Below are 18,684 nucleotides of genomic sequence, written 5' to 3'. Positions count from 1 at the left end.
GAATATATTTTATTGGTATGTGAATAATATATATTATACCGTCTTATGTTTCCAATATCTCTTATTTAAAATTTTATCTATATCATCAGATATAATTTCAGTTTCTATACCGTTTTTATCTATCCAATAGGCATAAAGTCCTTTTCGGAATTCCGATGTGTTAATGCAACAAGAAAATTCTTTATTTATCTTTTCAAGTATTTTATTTATAAACTGAAAATTATCATAATACATTTTTAAAAACCAGCCGTCATCATGTGCAAAGGCTAAATATTCATTTAATAACTCATCAAAAAGGATTTTACCAAAGGGTTCTGTAATGTGGTTAAAATAAAGCAATTCCGCAATAGTTTCTTTTGACAGCATAGGAAAAACTTCTCCTGTATATGGAACCCAAGAAAAATTTCCAAAACTATATATATCTTCTTTTAATAGATTATCTATTTTATTAGACCTGATATAATCAAATCGGGTATTTAAATCATATTCTGCAGTTTCAGATTCATGGGATAATAAAAGATAATTTTTATTTTTATCTATGCTTACAATATCTTTAAATTCAATACCTGAAACAATAATATAATTTTTATTTGGATTATTCCAAATATATACATAATTTCTCATTACAACATCCGATTTACAACAAAGCTTTAAAAATTAAAGCTTCCATGAATAAATATTATTTTTTATAAACCTTAAAAGTTTTATACCTATATAAATTATCAAAACAAGTAATAATAGTATACTGCATATAAATACAAAAATATAAACAGGAAGCGTATGCAGTATTACCGAAAAAGTAACAACTATATTATTAAACATACCGTGTTTTTGCACTATACCTGAGGGCGTAATTTCTATAGGAAATTCAATGCTCCAACCCATAAATTCATAAAAAAACACTTCTATACTTTTATCCGAATCATAATTCCCGATATATATCACGGCATTGTCAGGATAATCATTTAATTTAAATTTATAAGCATTTTCACTATTTAAACAATTTTCAATGTCTTCGGCAGATAAACCTTTTTTATTTTTAAATTTATCTTTATGTACTATTCCTCCATAAAGATGACTTCCATTACCGGAAAAATTGACAAGGATATAATTGTCATTTACAAAATAACCATCAAAATTTTCTATCCTGCCAATAAAATAAGATTTAGCCTTGTTATTACTATTCAACTAAACACCGGTTAATAAGATAATTATTATTATGCTAATAGTCATTGCAAATAAAAGGAAATAAAGTTTTTTAAACCGTAATTGTAACATAACTATTTTTATCAAACATCATAAATCTTTTAGTTCCCATTCATTTAAAAATTCCAAAACAAAGTCTTTCATATACAACTCTCTTTTTTCTGCAATTTTCTTTGCTGTAGCTGTATTCATCAAGTCTTTAAGGTAAAATAATTTTTCATAAAAATGATTAATTGTAGTCGATACATGATTTTGATATTCTTCTTTTCCCATGTCCATACACGGCTTTACAACCGGGTTATACATTTGTCTATGACGGCTTCCTCCGTAAGCAAAGGCTCTTGCAATTCCTATTGCACCTAGGGCATCTAATCTATCAGCATCTTGAACACACATCCCTTCAATTAAAGAAGGCGTCTTGGAATCCTTACCTGCATACGAAACTTCTGCAATAATAGAAACAATACTTTTACATAAAGCATCGCTTATATTTTTAGACTTCATAAATAAAACAGCCCTATCCTTATTTGCAGTTGTCTTAGGTGAAAGTTTTCTGTCATCTACATCATGCAATAAGGCTGCTAATTGAACAATAAAAATATCGGCATTTTCTTTTTCAGCAATATAAGTTGCCGTGCGATATACTCTCATCGTATGGAAAAAATCATGACCGCTGAAATCTTCATTAAAGACTTTTTCTACATATTTTTCCGCATCTTTAATAATTTCTGTTTTAAATTTTTCTTCATTAATCATAATAAAACCTTACAAAGTTTAAACTTTCTCCTTAGTAACCCAATATTCTTTACAATCAGGAGTACGTTCCAATAAAAATTTATCAAAAAGTTCACGCCGTAAAAGCGCATGGTCATTGAAAGTATGCCAAGTTTTTAAGATTGCATTTACTTCAGGGCACCTCTAAAAACCTATTTTTTAGTGTACCTATTTATTATTTTAGTAGCTTTTTTATAAATTGTCTAGTGTAAAACTTGGATTCTTTATCTTAGTTCCCTTACTTTTCATTTTATTACCTATATGCTCCCTCATTTTATTTCTTTAGATAGCAATATCGGCATAAGTTGTATGTTAAGTTCATCATTATTATCGAAAATGTTGCACGAGCTAATCCTATCGTTCTTACATAGATACCTTTCATTGAGTTTATCATAAAGCCAAATACATGTTCTACTCTCGCCCGTATTTTTGATTTTTTTCTGTTACCGATTTTTTGTTTTTTAGTAAGAGGTTTTCCTCTTGCTCCTCTTTCACAAATTTGCCCTTCTATTCCTTTCGCTTTTAAAATCCTGTCTATTTCTTCTCCTATATAGGCACTATCTGCGTATAATCTTTCATCTTCCCTTTCAACTAAATTTTTTAACTCTCTACTATCATGAACATTGGCTGCTGTTACCGTCGCTTTCAATATAAGCTTACTTTTTTTATCTACTTTTATATGATCTTTATAACCGTAATAGCTACGTTTGTGCTTCTTTGTCCACCTAGCATCACAGTCTTTTTGTGATAATTTTGCCTTATTTTTTGCTTCTTGCCATTGTTCAGGGATTTTTCCGTTTTTGATTTGTTCATTTTCATCTTTGCTGTTATGCTGTATCGGAGCTTCTACTATTGTCGCATCTATTATCGTTCCCTCTTTTCCTATTAAGTTATTTCTAGCTAATTCTTTTCCAAACTTTTCAAATAACTTTTTTGATACTCTCGCTTCAATGAGTTTTTCTTTAAAAAGCCATATTGTTTTTGCATCGGGTACTTTATCTTTTAATTCCAATCCTAAAAATCTCATAAAGGATAGCCGATCGTTTATTTGATATTCCGTTTGATCATCACTTATGTTGTATAATTTTTGTAAGATTATTATTTTAAACATCAGTACATAATCGTATGCAGGTCTTCCGCCTAAACCTTTTGGCTCTTTGGTTAATGCTTTTTTTAATAGTGGTTTGAATATTTCCCAATTTATTTTTTCGTTTAATTTTTCAAGACTATCTCCTAACTTGCTTAATACTCTTAAACGATCTTCTTCATCAAATAATCCTTTTTGTTTCATACCTCATTTTATCATCTTTTTAATCTTTTTTAAAGGGGGTTTTTAGAGGTGCCCTTCAATTTCAGAATATTTTTTATCGGGCTCGAATTTTTCTTGCAAATATTTTAAGACATTTATTTTGTCATAATTTTTTTTAGGCCACCTTACAATACGGCCATTTTTATCAAGAAATTGCGAAATTTCTTCTTTTGAAATCGGTGAATCTAACAGCCGTTTTCCTAACTCAATATTTTCTTCAAATTTTTCATTTTTAGCTTCTTTGATTCCTTGATCATATATTTTTTTCCAATTACTATCATTAGGGTGAGTACATTTTGTTAATACGCCCTGCACTATTTTATACAGACCCGATGACTTATCTTCATATTCATTATTTTTTTCGATATATTCCCATGCCTCATCGTACTTTTTTAAAATAATTTGAATACCGAGTAAATGAGCTAAAAAGAATTTTATCCTTGCATTATTAGATTTTTTTGCAGCTTCCAAGGCCTTTTTATACATAAGCTCTGACTTTGAATAATCTTTTTTTAAATAATATATTTGACCCAAATACCAGTAATTCCACAAGTTTTCTTCATAATTATTTTCAGATAATTTCAATTTATTAGTAAAATATCTTTCAGCCTTTTCTATCTTATTTCCATATAAACAGCATAGGTACAAGCAATCTTCAATATCACCTCTTTCATCGGCACTTATTTTGTCTTCTTCCAAAATTTTAATAAATGCTTTTTCGGCACTTTCATAGTCTTTTAGATAATATTTACAAGCTGCAATAGATCTCTGCAGATATAATAAGTCCTCATCGTTCAAATTTTCAATAATAATTTTTTCGTAAGCCGCCAGAGCTTCCTCATATTTTCCGGCTGATTCCAATCTTGCAGCAGTTATAATTTGTGAATCCATTAAACATTTACCTCCGGTATTTATATCTAATTTTATTTATATCCGATTTTCCATTTTATTGAATACCCATAAATCTTTTTCAATATAATAATCCATTTCAATATATCCGGTATCTTTTAATCTGAAAACGGCAGAATTATTAAGATTTCCTATAGGCATTTTTAGGATTTGTTTGATTATCGCATTGAGTATTTTTCCATGAGCAATAATTAAATATTTTCCGGGTTTTTTCTTTAATATAGCATTTATACATAATAAGGCTCTGGAATTAAGCTGAATTTCATTTTCACCGCTTTCGCAAGGAAAGTTTCTATAAATACTTTGATTTTTAGGTTCAGGATATTTTATTTCGGCTTCTTCAAATGTCAAACCGGCAAGAATACCATTATCACGTTCCTTAAATAAGTCATTTACTTCAATTTTGATATTCAATGTTTTTGAAATAATTTCGGCAGTTTGCAAGGCTCGTTTTAATGGAGAAGATATAATCAAATCAAAATCATAACTTTTCAATATTTCGGTGATGTTCTTAGCCTGCCTTATTCCTATTTCAGTTAAAGGAGAATCATATTGCCCTTCATGTTTACCCTCATCATCGGCCAATGATCTGCCGTGCCGTAAAAATATAAATTTATAATTCATAGCGTACTTTAAAATCAATAAGCTCCATAAAATTATTAATATAAAAGTCGGCTTGGTGCTGTTTATATTTTTTATCTTTGTCATATAAACAGGTTTTTAATCCTACAGCTTTTGCTCCTATAATATCGACTTTTTCATTATCTCCCACCATAAGCGTTTCAGAAATTTTCGCATTTAGCTGCATAAGTGCTCGTAAAAAAATAGAAGGATTAGGTTTCATATATGTATTTTCATAGCTAAAAGTATAATTATCAATAAATGTGTCAAGCCCTACCCTCTTAAAAATTTCAATATATATTTCTTGAGGATACATGATATTTGAAACAACACCAATTTTACACTCCTTAGCCTTTAATAGTTTAAGGCAATCAATTACTCCTTCATTCGGATGGGCATAATTATAAAAATCAAGATAATCTTTTTTTAATATTTCGATAATTTCTTTATAAGAAATATGAATTCCCAATTCGTAAAATTTTAAAAACAAGGCTTCACAGATACGGTATTCAATTCTCTTAATTTTACGTTCATTTTCAACATAAGTATACCATGGTAAAATAACTTCCTTGTCTATTTTATCGGCAATAGCCTGCCCATAGATATCAGAAATATGGTTTATCATGCGCTTGTGACCGGTTTTAACTATCTCATCTTCATTCCATTTTGGATTATGGAATTCCAATAAGGTAGATCCCATGTCAAAAAGGTAAAATGTATATTGCTTCATATTCTTTGTATATAATATATATTTATTCTTTTACAATAATCATTTGTGTTTATAGTAAAATAAATTATTTCCTATAGATTTATAGTCTAAAATTGTATTTTTGTCTATTTGTAGTTTATTGAGAAAATTATACTCATAAAATTTATTTACATTCCCCATTGCAATGCTTTCATCCACCTTACAGTCGTTTTGCTTTCCTTTTATCGAAGCACTGAATAAACCTTGTTTTATAAAACTTTCCGTAATTATATCTTGATTTTTACCGGGAAAAAATCCGTACCCGTATGTAATATGAAAGATATCATCAACGAATCTTGTAATCTCCTGTATATCAAATTCCGGTATACCTTCTTTAAAATCTAAAATAATACCGATTAAATATTTTTCTCTATCTTTTTTAATAAGGTTCAAAGCCGGATTTTCCAGTATAACAGATATTTTCTTGGGTCCATTACTAGCAAAAACATCAACAATTTCTTTTGCATTATTGAATTTTTCTAAATTATCTTTTTGTACTTTATAATTTATTTCAAATTTGTCAATAATATCAATTTTTTTATTATGTAGAAACTTATTAAACTCATTTATAAATTTTTTAAATATTTCAGTGTACTTTTGTCTATCAGTCCAATTTATCACAACAAAATACTTTAAAACTACACGCCTATCTTTCATTTTATACCTTCATAAATTTATTTATACTTACATGTCTATTTTACAATTTAGAACATATTTCTGAAACTTTTCTTTCAATTTTCTCTTGATTTCCATCAATCTTCTTTTTTGCATATATATAATAGATGACTTGAAGCTCCAAGCAATTCCCTTTTTTCACATGTTGCTAAGTGATACTTCACAAATAGCTCAAAGTCTTTATCCTGCATTTTAAAATCGGTTCTACCTTCTGCCGATTCCAAAATATTGTCTACAGCAACGGTAGTCAGATACTTTGTCTTATGAGATTCAAAAAGCTGTTCAAATTCTGTAATGTCATAGCCTGTAAACAGCTGTTCTTCAAAATGTTTAACTTTATAATCATCATCGAAGTTCATCTTTATACCTGCGGCAAGAGTTTCTTTAAGGTAATTGTTGTTCATAATGGCATATACGGAAAGAAAAGCCGTCAAAATTATTCCACCTTTTTTTGTAACGCGAATTGCTTCATCCAATGCTTTGTGTACATCTTTTTTATCATATAAATGATACATCGGCCCGAATAATAATGTAATGTCAAATTTATTATCTTCAAATCTATCAAGATTTAAGGCATCCCCCTGATAAGAAACGATATTTTTAATACCGCTGCCGTTTTTTCTCAGCACCTCAAGATTGCTTTCTACCAGTTCAACAGCCGTTACCTTATATCCTTCCTTTGCCAAGGTAATGGAATATCTGCCTGTACCGGCTCCAATTTCCAATATCTTCGCTCCGGCTTTTGCATATCGGTGAATATAGTTCATTGTAGTGATATACTCCAATTGTCCATGACGGCTTCTGTCCAACCTAGAGTCTTCATCGATATCATCATAAAAAGAATTTAATATTTCAATTCTCTTGCTCATAATTAAGTTTTCCAAATTTTTTTTCTATTTTCAATTTTTTTATTCTTAACTCTTCACCAAATTCCATATAATCGAGTTCATCAAAATAATTTTTATGAATAGGAAAAATATCTTTTAATTTTCCGGCTGAATATAATAAACAAATTAATACATTCCCTTCAATTATTTCTGAAATAAAATCAATATAATTTAAAGATATATAATAGCCGTTTTTTCCGGAAAAAATTATATCATCATGACAATGCCACTCACCATTTACAAACGCAATTAATGAATCATCTTCATTCTCTGCATTTTGAAAATATATTGTAACTTCTTGATCTAAAGTAATTTTAAAAGATGTATCACCATCTATATTTATAGTTACATTGTAATCTTTAAAATAATCTTCAAGAAAATTAAAATCATATTTCATGAGCTTACATCCTATTAATCAATTTCATATTATCCGATTTCTTTTACGGCTTAAAAATAATATCAAACTGAATGAATTTTTCACGAACCGCAACATAATTCATCTTTGAAACAATAATAAGATTAAATAAGTTAATATTTATTTTGCTAGTTCAGTTTTTTTAATATCAGTATATAAATTATCTTCTGATATCTGATCTTTGATTGTGTAATAAAGACATAAATAATATATTGCTTTGTTTCTATAAAGTTCTATTCTTGCAGTGCAATATTCACCAATATATACTTCTCGTCCTATTTTATTGAAATCAACATTTGCAGCTATTAATTTAAAATCCTGTTCTATAGTTTCTTCCCATTTTTTTTGATTTTTTCTTATTTTTTTTTCAAAATGTGGAATGATTGAAATAAGTCTTTCCATTTCCAAATACATTTGTCTTTCCCAAATAGATGAATATTTTCCAATAATAATCTGCCATTCATAATTAGTACTCCAAGATTGCATATCTATTTCATATTGTTTATCAATATCATTATTTTTTGGAAAATAATCGATATTTATCACTTGTGAAAAGCAGGGAATATTTATAATTAAAATTAGTAATATTAAAAGTACTTTTTTCATCCTTACTCCTTTATATAGTTACAGGCTATGCCTCTAACTTCATAATTTAGATTTTTTACTTTATTATTTTAGAGGTACATCAGAGTGCATATCCACGCTAAAGCGGCACAAATCGGGATATATACAATGTAATGAATAACATGTGTGCACCTCTAAAAACCTATTTTTTAGTGTACCTATTTATTATTTTAGTAGCTTTTTTATAAATTGTCTAGTGTAAAACTTGGATTCTTTATCTTAAGTTCCTTACTTTTCATTTTATTACCTATATGCTCCCTCATTTTATTTCTTTAGATAGCAATATCGACATAAGTTGTATGTTAAGTTCATCATTATTATCGAAAATGTTGCACGAGCTAATCCTATCGTTCTTACATAGATACCTTTCATTGAGTTTGTCATAAAGCCAAATACATGTTCTACTCTCGCCCGTATTTTTGATTTTTTTCTGTTACTGATTTTTTGTTTTTTAGTAAGAGGTTTTCCTCTTGCTCCTCTTTCACAAATTTGCTCTTCTATTCCTTTCGCTTTTAAAATCCTGTCTATTTCTTCTCCTATATAAGCACTATCTGCGTATAATCTTTCATCTTCCTTTTCAACTAAATTTTTTAATTCTTTACTATCATGAACATTGGCTGCTGTTACCGTCGCTTTCAATATAAGCTTACTTTTTTTATCTATTTTTATATGATCTTTATAACCGTAATAATTACGTTTATGCTTCTTTGTCCACCTCGCATCACAGTCTTTTTGCGATAATTTTGCCTTATTTTGTTTTTCTTGCCATTGTTCAGGGATTTTTCCGTTTTTAATTTGTTCATTTTCATCTTTGCTGTTATGCTGTATCGGAGCTTCTACTATTGTCGCATCTATTATCGTTCCCTCTTTTCCTATTAAGTTATTTCTAGCTAATTCTTTTCCAAACTTTTCAAATAACTTTTTTGATACTCTCGCTTCAATGAGTTTTTCTTTAAAAAGCCATATTGTTTTTGCATCGGGTACTTTATCTTTTAATTCCAATCCTAAAAATCTCATAAAGGATAGCCGATCGTTTATTTGATATTCCGTTTGATCATCACTTATGTTGTATAATTTTTGTAAGATTATTATTTTAAACATCAGTACATAATCGTATGCAGGTCTTCCGCCTAAACCTTTTGGCTCTTTGGTTAATGCTTTTTTTAATAGTGGTTTGAATATTTCCCAATTTATTTTTTCGTTTAATTTTTCAAGACTATCTCCTAACTTGCTTAATACTCTTAAACGATCTTCTTCATCAAATAATCCTTTTTGTTTCATACCTCATTTTATCATCTTTTTAATCTTTTTTAAAGGGGGTTTTTAGAGGTGCCCTTATAAAGAATTCGATAAAATTAAAATTATTATGTATTCCGTTCCATGCACCAAGTATAAATGCACCTAAAAAGATAAGAAAAGCAATTGCAATTATAATCCGGCCTATTATATGGGCACCATGAAATTTTTCTTTTTTATTAGGAATGGCATCATAAACTTCTTTAGGTGCTGAAGAAAAAAACTTCTTATTCTGAACAAAAGCTACTCCTCCATACAACAAAAGAAAATAAAACACCATCAACATAAGAGTTGATATTATCATTATTGTCATTTTATATACCATATACGCCCTAAAAAGAATATCCAATTTGTATTTTCAGAGGTATATCAAAGGGAAGATTGAATAAACGCCATTCACTTCGTCGGTCATATACACTCACATTCTTTTTGACCGGAATAGTCCACGATCTGCCGATTCCGGCTCCTAATTGAATTGTAAACCCCTGTTTTATTATCCACTGGTAACCGGAAATAACACCAAAACCCAAGATAAGGAAGGTGTCATTTATATTACTTGAAGAGACATGTGTGAACCCTATTCTGGGAGCTGCACCAACATAGGAGCCCTGCAGATATGAGCCGGACAGCTTATATGCAAACTCCGGTTCAGCTATATATTGAAACTGCTGTGCAAAGCTTTTGTTAAACTTTCTTCCACTACTATCTTGATAATAACTCATTAAATACTTTTCATATGTGATGATATTATTCAGTGAGAGGAAAAATTGTTTACTTAGCGAATATTGAACTTCAAGATTCATTGTAAAATAATTAGTCTGCTTTTCTTTATCCAGAAAAGGATAAATTGCATCGATGATGATGTAAATCGGATTTGTTTGAATAGAAAACCGTCTTTCGGTTTCTACTGCATACAGAGAAATAGACGATACGAAAAAAATAAACATAAAGAAAGTAATCGTTACCCGCTTCATACCACCTCCTTATTTACTACTTAAAAGATAGATTGTGTTTTTATTAAATAAACCCATATGGAATCCGGCGGAGAAATACCACTCCATATTTTCATAACACTCATACCGTGTTGCTTTGATAAAACTATCTATAGTATATGTTTCCTCATACCCATACGGGTTTAACACAAAAATCTGATTGTTAGGAAAATCAACTGCATTAACAAGAGCAAAATGAAGTGTCCATTCATCATCTGTATTTTTCGCAGCAAATTCAATTGGGACGGGAAATCCATTTTTGAGTGACGAATATATTTGCCTTAGCAATTCGGTATTGGAAATATTTACACACCTAATTATGTTCCATTCCGGAAACTGCTTGGCCGTTTCATTCAAAAAGCCTGCTCCAAGAGATGTGGAAATCCTACCATTATTTTGGGATAACAATGATTGCTCGTTAATATTTTTATTTTTCCATTTTGCAAGCATTTCTATTACAGCATATCCACAACTTACCTGTTGCGTAATTACCTGAATACCTTCAACTTTTACTTTTGCTGAATAATTTGCATCCGTGATGAGCTGTGAATAATTATCACTATAGGGCACCTCTAAAAACCCCCTTTAAAAAAGATTAAAAAGATGATAAAATGAGATATGAAACAAAAAGGATTATTTGATGAAGAAGATCGTTTAAGAGTATTAAGCAAGTTAGGAGATAGTCTTGAAAAATTAAATGAAAAAATAAATTGGGAAATATTCAGACCGCTATTGAAAAAAGCATTAACCAAAGAGCCAAAAGGTTTAGGCGGAAGACCTGCATACGATTATGTAATGATGTTTAAAATAATAATCTTACAAAAATTATACAACATAAGTGATGATCAAACGGAATATCAAATAAACGATCGGCTATCCTTTATGAGATTTTTAGGATTGGAATTAAAAGATAAAGTACCCGATGCAAAAACAATATGGCTTTTTAAAGAAAAACTCATTGAAGCGAGAGTATCAAAAAAGTTATTTGAAAAGTTTGGAAAAGAATTAGCTAGAAATAACTTAATAGGAAAAGAGGGAACGATAATAGATGCGACAATAGTAGAAGCTCCGATACAGCATAACAGCAAAGATGAAAATGAACAAATCAAAAACGGAAAAATCCCTGAACAATGGCAAGAAGCAAAAAATAAGGCAAAATTATCACAAAAAGACTGTGATGCTAGGTGGACAAAGAAGCACAAACGTAGCTATTACGGTTATAAAGATCATATAAAAGTAGATAAAAAAAGTAAGCTTATATTGAAAGCGACGGTAACAGCAGCCAATGTTCATGATAGTAAAGAATTAAAAAATTTAGTTGAAAAGGAAGATGAAAGATTATACGCAGATAGTGCTTATATAGGAGAAGAAATAGACAGGATTTTAAAAGCGAAAGGAATAGAAGGGCAAATTTGTGAAAGAGGAGCAAGAGGAAAACCTCTTACTAAAAAACAAAAAATCAGTAACAGAAAAAAATCAAAAATACGGGCGAGAGTAGAACATGTATTTGGCTTTATGACAAACTCAATGAAAGGTATCTATGTAAGAACGATAGGATTAGCTCGTGCAACATTTTCGATAATAATGATGAACTTAACATACAACTTATGTCGATATTGCTATCTAAAGAAATAAAATGAGGGAGCATATAGGTAATAAAATGAAAAGTAAGGGAACTAAGATAAAGAATCCAAGTTTTACACTAGACAATTTATAAAAAAGCTACTAAAATAATAAATAGGTACACTAAAAAATAGGTTTTTAGAGGTGCCCTATAATATACCCGAAAAGATTGCGGGAAACCTACAGGCTGAGAACACCCTACAAGTAGTGTTACTATAGAAATAAACAACATACTGAATACAAACAATATCCTTAAAGGTATTTTTATATTTTTCATTTCGACCTTCCTTTCGCAATGTTCTTTTTCATTGCAATTATTTTATTTTTTATTCTGTTTCGATCGGTTCCATTACCCGCCTGCCTTTAGGCAGGTCAATCTAACATTCGCTTAACCTGCATTTGCGGCTCGTCCGCAATGTCAGGTTGAAGCGGGTGTTAGACACATTAGTTTTTTTATCCTTCTACCAGTTTTCCAATTAAATATTTATGTAATATACTTCCTGCAAAAACTTCATAGTGAATACCTTCTTCAAAAGCTTTTGCTTTCAGATTATTCATATCTTGTTTACCAAGCATTATATCTATCTTTTCACTTTTCATAAGCATACTTTCAGCAGCTTTTTTTAAATCACTACTAAGTTCATGCATATTCTTTACCGATTTCCATTCATCATTTTCTATGGATTCATATAACTCTTTTTCACTATTCATTCTCTACTCCTTTCCTTTCGAGATATTCTCTCGTATATTTTCTACTTGGAAAAATAGTTTTCAAAAAACAAATATCATTTTCAAGTACACAAGGAACTACATATACATATCTATCAATTTCAACAATAAGCAAAAGTTGATTTGGATATTTTTCTTTATTCGGATGTTCCAAAATATCCAGTAAACTATCTTGTTCAATCGCTATAATAATACGCTCAAAAGATATATTTCTATCTTTTTTGAGCATCATATTCTTCTCATTATTCCAATCAAATATCATACTATAAATAATATATCATTTTTTCAGCTTTTTAACAACAAATCAAATATTATAAATAAGCTTTATTTTTTATATTACATAATAATGTTAAAACACAAAACTAAACTTGTATTTTCCTTACTAAGTTAATTATTATAATCACCATGACCGTCCGAAGGACTTTTAACTCGTTGATTTCCTGAACGAGTTTTAAAATACTTAGATAAAAGTTTTCTTTTCCTTATCCAAGTAGATATTATAATACAACTTTAATCAAAGAACATAAGCTTTTAATTTGGGTTTTAAGCTTTAATTTATAAAAATACACAGCAAATTTTTCAAAGTTACAGTTTATCGTGCCGTAAGGCATCTGTCTAACATTCGCTTAACCTGCATTTGCGGCTCCTCCGCAATGTCAGGTTGAAGCCGGTGTTAGACACTTTTATTTATACAACTTAATACAAATTGACAAGCATTACTTTTTACATCATGTTATAGACTGCTTTTATGAAATACTTTATTTTTATAGCATTTAATATTATCTAACCAATAGTATTAAATCCTGTATCAGTGAGAACAAGACATTCTAAACCAGCAGCTCTTTTCTCAATAGAAATATACCCCTGTGATTTAAGCTTTTCTACAGCTTTTATAAAATTTAAATGTTTTTCTGAGCCTTGTGAAATAGAAAATTTATTAAAAATATCTCTAACTAATAGAACATCATCAGGTCTAGAAGCCGACTTAATAAAAAACTCCATAATTTCATTTACAAAATCTTCGATCGACATAAAATCCTTTTCACTTTTTTTATCGACTCAAAACCTTTGGTTGTTAATACAAGGCATTCTAAACCAGCAGCTCTTTTCTCAATAGAAATATACCCCTGTGATTTAAGCGTTTCTACAGCCTTTATAAAATTTAAATGTTTTTCTGAGCCTTGTGAAATAGAAAATTTATTAAAAATATCTCTAACTAATAGAACATCATCAGGTCTAGAAGCCGACTTAATAAAAAGCTCCATAATTTCATTTACAAAATCTGCAATCGTCATATAAATCTCCTTTATTAATAATACTATTTTTCCCAAAAATAATCTATAACATATCGAGTATAAAAGCTGTCAGTAAGATAAAGCTTAAAATAAACTTTGCACCAATCGGTTAAAGCCACTATTCCTTTTGACACTATCTTATTTGCTGTTTTTATTCATCGATATTTTTAGTTGCTTCCAATGCTTTTTTTGTAACTCGAACAGCCCCTGCTGAATGAATACGAACAACTCGATGTAAATCATTATCAGCAAACCATTGCAATTTGTCCAAATAGGGTTCTACATATTTTGGTTTTCGTTTTCCTATAACTCTAAACATTTCAGGAGCTTCTATACGAACTCTGTCATTTTTATCATTTATCAACTCTAAAAAAATATCCATACAATTGCTATATAACTCAGGAGAATTTGTTGCAATATTTTCACAAGCCCATATAAAACACATTCTGACATCCGATGATTCATCATTTTTCATATCCATTATATTATCCCAATAAGGCATTACTAATAAATGGTTAGCTCTTCCAATCCTTCCTAAAGCATTAACAGCTCTTTCTCTTAATTTAGGCTCTTTATCATTTAGAAAACTGGCTATTATTTGTATATGGTCTTGTATTTGTGAAGAATTCTGTAGCCCCATTTCACCAAGCAACCACAATGATTTTGCTTTTATTTTTTTAGAATTGGTACTTTTGAGTATCAATACTACATTGTCAATAGATGTATTCCATTTTTCTTTTTGCTTAGTCAAATTATTCAGTTCTGACATTATTTCTTTTTCATTCATTGTTTTAAATCTTCTTTTTGTATTCTAAATAACAAGATAGCGAATGTATAAACGCAATAGCATTTACATGTTCATCAAAATTACATCCTGTATTTTTCAAAGTTGCAGTTAATCGTGCCGTGAGGCATCTGTCTAACATTCGCTTAACCTGCATTTGTGCCTTTGCCGACGCGTATAGCGTAAGGCAAAGTTTGCGCGAAAGTTGCATAAAAAAGGGAATTGCGTTAGCAATGACCGTCAAGCAACTTTCGTGACAAAACAATTGTCAGGTTGAAGCGGGTGTTAGACGATTTTATTTTAATCAATTTGAAGAAGCTCTGACAATTTAGGATCTTTTTCAATATATTCTTGAGCGGCTCTAGCTCCTTTTCTTTCTAATGAACAATACTCTAGTGGTAATAACCAAGCCTTTTCTTTTATTGCCAAAAATTCTTGTTTTGGTTCTATTGGATAATCTTTATTTCCCATCTGAATTATTTGTGTATTGTTAATAATTGGTGAAGATTTAAGTGTTGCTTTTGAATTGTTTCTGTATTCTTCTGTTACTGAATTAAATTTGTTATAAATTTCATTAAACTCTTTGAAATAAATTGAATTCTCAGTAGTTACAAATTGATACATATTTAAATTATTTATTTCTTCATCCGTTAATTTATGATATTTTTTTTCTCCAATAATTGAATATGATTCGTTATCATAAAAACAAATTACAAACTCTGGAGAAATAGGTAATAAAACCGTTACACCTTTTAATGCAAGTCCTTTTTTCGAATTAGTCCATCTCTTTTCTTCTAGGAATTTATTTGTTATTATTACAGGGTTTTGTCCTATTACAAATTTATTTGTAGTTTTTGATTCTAATATTAAAAACCTTAAATCTACAAACAAAAGAAAGCTCTGTAAATACATTAGTAGTTGCCAAAACGGATAATTATTGAGCTCAATTTTTGCAGCTTCAATTTCTTTTTTCCAATTATCAAATTTATGAGATTTTATTAATAGTTCTTTTGACATTTCGGTTATACTATCAGTAAACTCCTGTATCTTACCTGGAGTTCTAGTATTTTGTACTACAATAAAATGCTTCAAAACTCGAATATCTTCTTTAGTTAATTCTTCTCTTTTTTGAATTTTTTTAATTACAACACTTGCTTCATCTTCTGACGATCCATACAATTTTTCAATTTTTTGATCCTTTCCATAATAGAATGCTTTTTGAGCTTGTCCATTAATTGGAGCATTCGATATAATTTGATTATCTCGTAATAAAAATACTTTTATCGAAGATTTATTATCAGACCAATTTCTTAAAATAAATTGCGGAATATAATGCTGTTTTTTAGTTTTATTATTCAAAATATTTCTCCCAGCGGTGCTGTGCACCGTCCGTCTAACATTCGCTTAACCTGCATGTGTGGCTTTGCCGAAGCGAAGAGTTAAGGCAAAGTTGGCGCGAAAGTTGCATAAAAAGGGAGCTGCGTTAGCAGCGACCCCCCAGCAACTTTCGTGACAAAACAAATGTCAGGTTGAAGCGGGTGTTAGACGCATTGAATTATTTATCTTTCTATCAGCTTTCCAGTTAAATATTTATGTAAAATACTTCCTGCAAAAACTTCACATTCCATACCTTCTTCAAAAGCTTTGGCCTTTAGATTATTCATATCTTGCTTTACAAGCATTATATCTATCTTATCTCTTTTCATAATCATACTTTCAGCAGCCTTTTTTAAATCATTACTAAAATCATAAAAATTTTTTACCGATTTCCATTCATCATTTTCTATAGATTCATACAACTCTTTTTCACTATTCATTTCCTTCTCCTTTCCAATCAAGATATCTAGACGTATATTTTCTACTTGGAAAAATAGTTTTCAAAAAACAAACATCATTTTCAAGTACACAAGGAACTACATATACATATCTATCAATTTTTACAAGAAGCAAAAGTTGATTTGGATATTTTTCTTTGTTTGGATGCTCTAAAATATCCAATAAACCATCTTGCTCAATTGCTACAATAATCCGCTCAAACGATATATTTCTATCTCTTTTAAGCATCATATTTTTTTCGTTATTCCAATCGAATATCATACTATAAATAATATATCACTTTTTCAATTTTTTAACAATAAATCTTAATACTACAAATAATTATTATAATTACCATGACCGTCCGAAGGACTTCATCGATTCTCTTAACAAGTTCAAAAAACTTAGAAAAAAATTTATTTTTTCGTATTCAATTAGTCATTATAATAAAATATAACTTTATTCAAAATAACTAAGCTTTTAATTTGGATTTTAAGCTTTAATTTACAAAAATATATCCTATTTTTCAAAGTTACAGTTTATCGTGCCGTAAGGCATCGGTCTAACATTCGCTTAACCTGCATTTGCGGCTCGTCCACAATGTCAGGTTGAAGCGGGTGTTAGACGCTATTTGCTATTCTCTCCAAATAAAATACGAACAAAATCTCTTCTTGAATACAAAATCCTTACAATTCTTATAACTTCGTCTTCAATTCTATAAAATATTGAATAATTATTTGCAAGCACAAACTTATAATCTGTAGGAAATGAAACATATTTTTCCACAGGAATCCCTACATTTGGAAAAGCCGTTAAATTTTCATAAGTTTCTATAATTTTTGAAATGGTATTATGTGCTGCTATGGGATTTTGAAGTTCATTCTCTATATAATCTTTGATTTCAAGTAAATCTGCTGCCGCTTGCGGAGCAATCTTTATCTCAAACATTCAAAGTCCTGCCATTTTTCTGACTTCAGTTGGATCCAGCCATCCGTTTTGCAAAGCAGATTCCTCACCTTTCTTCAATTCAGAAAAAAGAGTTTTCGTAGCCGTCAATTTTTCGTAATCTCTTATAGAAATCACAGCATAACACCCCCTGCCATTTTTAGTAAGAAAAACCGGCGATTCATCAGCAACATCCTGCAAAACTTCATTATAATTACGCAAATCCGAAACAGGTTTTATAGCAATCATATACACCTCTAATATTCGTAATATTTTACTAAATAATTATCTTAAAATACTTATAAACTGTCAAGTGGTATAAAGTTGACTTAAGCCTCTTCTTCATTATATCTTCTCTAAAGTTTTATTTTATCATCAAGTTCTACCTACCTGATAATAAAATATTCTCTTTTTCTTCTATTGTTTTTATAATCGCATCATAATTTTCTTTCTTTCCCAATATTTCTTTTTTTAAGAAAATATACCTTCCATTTGAGAATTCTAAAATATAAAATTTTTCTGATTCAGAGTTTGTAATATAATCTTGTAAGTTATACCTAGAAATCGTACCAAGACTTACTGTTTCAATATAACTATCAGTTACTTCTATAATTGTTTCAATATTCTCAGAAATGTTATATCTCTTTAGTACTTCGGCATCATATTTTTTTAATTTTTTTGCAACACGAGCTTTGTACTCTCGCTCTAAAAAAATTAAGCCAATCATAGAACGAATAGTATAGAAAATACCAAATAAATAAATGAAATATCGAAAATTATCATTTTTTCCGGTATTCCTCATACAATACCCCATTACTAATGCTCCTATTCCAATTATAAGAACAACAAACCAGCCTATTTTTGTTTTACGAAGTGTCTTTTTTGTTATTCCAATTAAATTATACATTTCTAGTGCAATATCTATTCTATCTTGTTTAGAAGTCGTTTCTTTAAGTACCATATTTTTTTCTCCTTAGCACGCCAGCGGCGTGTCCGTATAACATTCGCTTAACCTGCATTTGCGGCTCCTCCGCAAT

At 29.6% G+C, this 18,684-nt stretch carries 27 protein-coding genes and 1 pseudogene; 1 reads left to right on the top strand and 27 read right to left on the bottom strand.

The features are described from left to right. Positions 1–33: 33 nt before the first annotated feature. The 16 genes and pseudogenes from E4O01_RS04525 to E4O01_RS04450 form a co-directional block, all read right to left on the bottom strand. Positions 34–624 carry a hypothetical protein gene (locus E4O01_RS04525; RefSeq protein WP_253694646.1) on the bottom strand — a complete coding sequence of 197 codons (591 nt, stop codon included), beginning with the start codon at positions 622–624 and terminating at the stop codon, positions 34–36. Positions 625–657: 33 nt separating this feature from the next. Beyond that, positions 658–1,188, bottom strand: a complete 531-nt coding sequence (locus E4O01_RS04520) for a hypothetical protein (RefSeq protein ID WP_253694645.1) — start codon at positions 1,186–1,188, stop codon at positions 658–660. Positions 1,189–1,296: 108 nt separating this feature from the next. Continuing rightward, the gene (locus tag E4O01_RS04515; protein ID WP_253687656.1) at positions 1,297–1,962 is read right to left on the bottom strand and encodes an HD domain-containing protein; all 666 of its coding nucleotides are present in this window, start codon (positions 1,960–1,962) and stop codon (positions 1,297–1,299) included. Between the two features lie 18 nt (positions 1,963–1,980). Beyond that, positions 1,981–2,103: a DUF2087 domain-containing protein gene (locus E4O01_RS04510; RefSeq protein WP_253695176.1), complete on the bottom strand. Its 123-nt coding sequence runs from the start codon at positions 2,101–2,103 to the stop codon at positions 1,981–1,983. A 151-nt stretch (positions 2,104–2,254) separates the two neighbouring features. Then, positions 2,255–3,271, bottom strand: a complete 1,017-nt coding sequence (locus tag E4O01_RS04505; protein ID WP_253719333.1) for an IS5 family transposase — start codon at positions 3,269–3,271, stop codon at positions 2,255–2,257. Positions 3,272–3,313: 42 nt separating this feature from the next. Continuing rightward, positions 3,314–4,180 (bottom strand): DUF2087 domain-containing protein, encoded by an 867-nt coding sequence (locus E4O01_RS04500; RefSeq protein WP_253694632.1) that lies wholly within the window; start codon positions 4,178–4,180, stop codon positions 3,314–3,316. A 36-nt stretch (positions 4,181–4,216) separates the two neighbouring features. Continuing rightward, the gene (locus tag E4O01_RS04495) at positions 4,217–4,822 is read right to left on the bottom strand and encodes a histidine phosphatase family protein (protein WP_253694633.1); all 606 of its coding nucleotides are present in this window, start codon (positions 4,820–4,822) and stop codon (positions 4,217–4,219) included. After that, positions 4,812–5,549, bottom strand: coding sequence for an HAD family hydrolase (locus E4O01_RS04490; RefSeq protein WP_253694634.1), 738 nt, complete (start codon positions 5,547–5,549; stop codon positions 4,812–4,814). The genes E4O01_RS04495 and E4O01_RS04490 overlap by 11 nt, the downstream gene beginning before the upstream one ends. Positions 5,550–5,588: 39 nt before the next feature. Next, a complete protein-coding gene (locus E4O01_RS04485; RefSeq protein WP_253694635.1) occupies positions 5,589–6,224 on the bottom strand; it encodes a hypothetical protein in 636 nt (211 codons plus the stop codon). Positions 6,225–6,319: 95 nt separating this feature from the next. Beyond that, positions 6,320–7,111: a class I SAM-dependent methyltransferase gene (locus tag E4O01_RS04480; protein WP_253694636.1), complete on the bottom strand. Its 792-nt coding sequence runs from the start codon at positions 7,109–7,111 to the stop codon at positions 6,320–6,322. Then, entirely contained in the window at positions 7,095–7,526 is a 432-nt protein-coding gene (locus E4O01_RS04475; protein ID WP_253694637.1) for a hypothetical protein, read from the bottom strand. Before E4O01_RS04475 ends, E4O01_RS04480 begins: the two co-directional genes overlap by 17 nt. A 138-nt stretch (positions 7,527–7,664) precedes the next feature. Further along, the gene (locus tag E4O01_RS04470; RefSeq protein ID WP_253694638.1) at positions 7,665–8,150 is read right to left on the bottom strand and encodes a hypothetical protein; all 486 of its coding nucleotides are present in this window, start codon (positions 8,148–8,150) and stop codon (positions 7,665–7,667) included. Positions 8,151–8,432: 282 nt separating this feature from the next. Then, positions 8,433–9,449, bottom strand: coding sequence for an IS5 family transposase (locus E4O01_RS04465; protein ID WP_253694631.1), 1,017 nt, complete (start codon positions 9,447–9,449; stop codon positions 8,433–8,435). A gap of 52 nt (positions 9,450–9,501) precedes the next feature. Beyond that, positions 9,502–9,777: pseudogene (locus E4O01_RS04460) on the bottom strand (hypothetical protein); the annotation flags it as partial. Between the two features lie 19 nt (positions 9,778–9,796). Continuing rightward, positions 9,797–10,438, bottom strand: coding sequence for a DUF3575 domain-containing protein (locus E4O01_RS04455; RefSeq protein ID WP_253694641.1), 642 nt, complete (start codon positions 10,436–10,438; stop codon positions 9,797–9,799). Positions 10,439–10,447: 9 nt separating this feature from the next. Then, positions 10,448–11,026, bottom strand: a complete 579-nt coding sequence (locus tag E4O01_RS04450) for a hypothetical protein (RefSeq protein WP_253694640.1) — start codon at positions 11,024–11,026, stop codon at positions 10,448–10,450. Positions 11,027–11,074: 48 nt separating this feature from the next. Between E4O01_RS04450 and E4O01_RS04445 the strand changes: the two genes are divergently transcribed. Then, positions 11,075–12,091, top strand: a complete 1,017-nt coding sequence (locus tag E4O01_RS04445) for an IS5 family transposase (protein ID WP_253730187.1) — start codon at positions 11,075–11,077, stop codon at positions 12,089–12,091. A 441-nt stretch (positions 12,092–12,532) separates the two neighbouring features. Here E4O01_RS04445 and E4O01_RS04440 read toward each other — a convergent pair whose 3' ends face one another. The 11 genes from E4O01_RS04440 to E4O01_RS04390 all read right to left on the bottom strand — a co-directional run bounded on the left by E4O01_RS04440 (position 12,533) and on the right by E4O01_RS04390 (position 18,608). Beyond that, a complete protein-coding gene (locus E4O01_RS04440; protein WP_253694630.1) occupies positions 12,533–12,790 on the bottom strand; it encodes a hypothetical protein in 258 nt (85 codons plus the stop codon). Next, the gene (locus tag E4O01_RS04435; RefSeq protein WP_253694629.1) at positions 12,783–13,070 is read right to left on the bottom strand and encodes a toxin; all 288 of its coding nucleotides are present in this window, start codon (positions 13,068–13,070) and stop codon (positions 12,783–12,785) included. The genes E4O01_RS04440 and E4O01_RS04435 overlap by 8 nt, the downstream gene beginning before the upstream one ends. Before the next feature lie 521 nt (positions 13,071–13,591). After that, positions 13,592–13,840: a hypothetical protein gene (locus tag E4O01_RS04430; RefSeq protein ID WP_253694628.1), complete on the bottom strand. Its 249-nt coding sequence runs from the start codon at positions 13,838–13,840 to the stop codon at positions 13,592–13,594. Then, a complete protein-coding gene (locus tag E4O01_RS04425; protein WP_253694627.1) occupies positions 13,819–14,103 on the bottom strand; it encodes a hypothetical protein in 285 nt (94 codons plus the stop codon). The genes E4O01_RS04430 and E4O01_RS04425 overlap by 22 nt, the downstream gene beginning before the upstream one ends. A 151-nt stretch (positions 14,104–14,254) precedes the next feature. Next, a complete protein-coding gene (locus E4O01_RS04420; RefSeq protein ID WP_253694626.1) occupies positions 14,255–14,890 on the bottom strand; it encodes a sister chromatid cohesion protein PDS5 in 636 nt (211 codons plus the stop codon). Positions 14,891–15,187: 297 nt separating this feature from the next. Continuing rightward, complete coding sequence (locus E4O01_RS04415) at positions 15,188–16,246, bottom strand: DUF4238 domain-containing protein (protein WP_253694625.1); 1,059 nt, start codon at positions 16,244–16,246, stop codon at positions 15,188–15,190. Between the two features lie 200 nt (positions 16,247–16,446). Then, positions 16,447–16,704 carry a hypothetical protein gene (locus tag E4O01_RS04410; protein WP_253694624.1) on the bottom strand — a complete coding sequence of 86 codons (258 nt, stop codon included), beginning with the start codon at positions 16,702–16,704 and terminating at the stop codon, positions 16,447–16,449. Then, positions 16,697–16,984 carry a toxin gene (locus tag E4O01_RS04405; RefSeq protein WP_253694623.1) on the bottom strand — a complete coding sequence of 96 codons (288 nt, stop codon included), beginning with the start codon at positions 16,982–16,984 and terminating at the stop codon, positions 16,697–16,699. Before E4O01_RS04405 ends, E4O01_RS04410 begins: the two co-directional genes overlap by 8 nt. Before the next feature lie 345 nt (positions 16,985–17,329). After that, a complete protein-coding gene (locus E4O01_RS04400; RefSeq protein ID WP_253694622.1) occupies positions 17,330–17,650 on the bottom strand; it encodes a type II toxin-antitoxin system RelE/ParE family toxin in 321 nt (106 codons plus the stop codon). Next, complete coding sequence (locus E4O01_RS04395; RefSeq protein WP_002688978.1) at positions 17,651–17,896, bottom strand: type II toxin-antitoxin system prevent-host-death family antitoxin; 246 nt, start codon at positions 17,894–17,896, stop codon at positions 17,651–17,653. It abuts the gene before it with no gap. Positions 17,897–18,029: 133 nt separating this feature from the next. Continuing rightward, complete coding sequence (locus E4O01_RS04390) at positions 18,030–18,608, bottom strand: prevent-host-death family protein (RefSeq protein ID WP_253694621.1); 579 nt, start codon at positions 18,606–18,608, stop codon at positions 18,030–18,032. Positions 18,609–18,684 lie beyond the last annotated feature (76 nt).

The sequence above is a fragment of the Treponema sp. OMZ 790 genome (genome assembly GCF_024181285.1).
Lineage (GTDB): Bacteria > Spirochaetota > Spirochaetia > Treponematales > Treponemataceae > Treponema_B.
Note: the sequence above shows the minus strand (reverse complement) of the source record. Positions and strands in the feature narration are given on the sequence as shown.